Raw genomic sequence first — 2,107 nt, forward strand, 5'->3', positions numbered from 1 at the left:
TGGTGGGATTAATTCAGTTTTCGCGAATTGTCGTGTAAGGCGCATCAAGAGCCGAAGTGTGTCTGCTTGCCAATGACGGCAAGCCAACTAAGATTAAGCATTTATAACTTTTTCGGAACATCTAATAGAAATATGAATTAGTTAAGTTTTGACTAGTTTGACTAATAGTTATTTTTGGACTAAATTTTAGACAAAGATGAAAGCGTAAATGCCTTCACGACATCCCCTTTAAAGTGGCGGCATTACAGTTAATCTACTTTTCAAGCAGTTGCGGTCGAGAAAATATAAAAATGTTTTTTTCGATTGTGCAATTGATTGCCACTTTTTATGCCTTTTATGCTTAGAAGGCTAATTTTAAATTCAGAAAATAGGAGACCTAAATACTTATGAAAAACTTTAGAAAGTTTATCTCGTCAAACAAACAAAACAATCTTAGATTGTTTTTTCAAATATCCATTATTGCACTCGTAGGCATAGTGGGTTTTTTCCTGTGGCAGCCATCGGCGCAAATGCAGGACAGTAACAACGAGCAAGACATAATAATCGAAAAAGAACTTAACAGAACGATAAATGGCTCGTTTATTAGCAGTATAAGTGCGGATTCACCATTGATAACCACCTTGCTTAGCGGCACGCTTACCACGAGCGACCCGACGTTTGCTCGTCCTGTTGCCTTTAATCAAGGCGCACCCTGTAGTGTATCTACTTTGGGAACAGCAGTACGTTACGACGCAATTCCGCTTACTCTGAGTTGCACGAGCAACTTAATGGTTAGTCTATTGCCAACGGACGGTGCTACAGTCACGCCAGCCAGTGCAGATACGTTTCTTGCACTTTATGGTCCAGGTGGCTTTAACCCGGCTTCGCCCTGTGCTAACGCGATTGCCGCTAATGACGATTTTGACTTTCCAACCACATTACTATCAAAAATCACTACCACAACGCCATTAGCTGCTGGAAATTACACCGTAGTGGTTACTACGTTTTCTAATACGCCTAATCCTCCTTTGCCGTACACGTATACTGCAGTAGCGATGGACAATTGCGGTGTGACGCCGACGCCGACGCCGACGCCGGTAGGAACGCCGACGCCGACGCCGACGCCGGTTGGTAATGTTTGCACTCCATCCACGACGTTGACTGAGGGAAATTTAATGCCCGGTGGTTTGGCTTCCTTTAGCGTGGCGAGTGGACCAGGCACGGTCACCATTGACCATGTCAATACCGGAACCGGAACACAATCAATCACATTGGTCGGTGTGCCGATGAATGCGATAGTGAACATTCCACCATTCGTGCCCGGCACGTTCAATCCGGTGGTAGTCAGCTTCTCAGTAATTAATCCGGCTCTTCCGGTAGATTTCACCTTGCGGGCGGCAAGCACATTTCACGCCCTTAATATTCGCGTGCGGTGTGCTGAGACTTGCACGCCAAGCACGACGTTGAGTGAGGGAGACCTCATGCCGGGTGGTTTGCCTTCCTTTGGAGTAATGAGTGGACCAGGCACGGTCACCATTGACCATGTCGACGCCGGCACCGGAACGCAATCAATCACGGTTGTCGGTGTGCCGACCAATGCGATAGTGAACATTCCGCCATTCGTGCCCGGCACGTTCAATCCGGTGGTCGTCAGCTTCTCAGTAATAAATCCGGCACTGCCGACTGATTTCACCTTACGGGCGGCAAGCACGTTTCACTCCATCTTTATTCGCGTGCGGTGCGCCGCAGTAACGCCGACACCGACACCGACGCCGCCAATTCCATAGTAGGATTTAAAAATCCTTTCGCCCAAAGCCGGCAACTAAAAGAGCAGGCTTTGGCATAAAATAAAGAAGGTCGGAGTCAATTTAATCTGACTCCGACCTTCTTTATTTTTCACCGGCGTTTCAAGATAAAACCGGTTCACTTTCAAGGTAAAGATTTTCGGGCGCAATGTTCGCGCCCATGCTCCAAGCGATTATCTGACCGTCAACAAAAAACTTCCAAAAAATAGGATTGTTCTTTCAAAATTCAAATCCTTCGCTTTTGGGCTACTTTGAAAAATCGGCTATATTTTGCTCGCGTTATCGAACATTTGGAAAACTTCTTTTTTCGCTTTATTCTCGTT

Annotated in this window: 1 protein-coding gene; it reads left to right on the forward strand. The window is 46.0% G+C overall.

The features are described 5' to 3' along the window. The first annotated feature begins 386 nt into the window (after nt 1-386). Nucleotides 387-1,766, forward strand: coding sequence for a hypothetical protein (locus H0W44_10750; GenBank protein MBA3582912.1), 1,380 nt, complete (start codon nt 387-389; stop codon nt 1,764-1,766). The last annotated feature ends 341 nt before the right edge of the window (nt 1,767-2,107 follow it).

Source organism: Gammaproteobacteria bacterium (assembly GCA_013817245.1).
Taxonomy (GTDB): Bacteria; Pseudomonadota; Gammaproteobacteria; order HTCC5015; family HTCC5015; genus JACDDA01.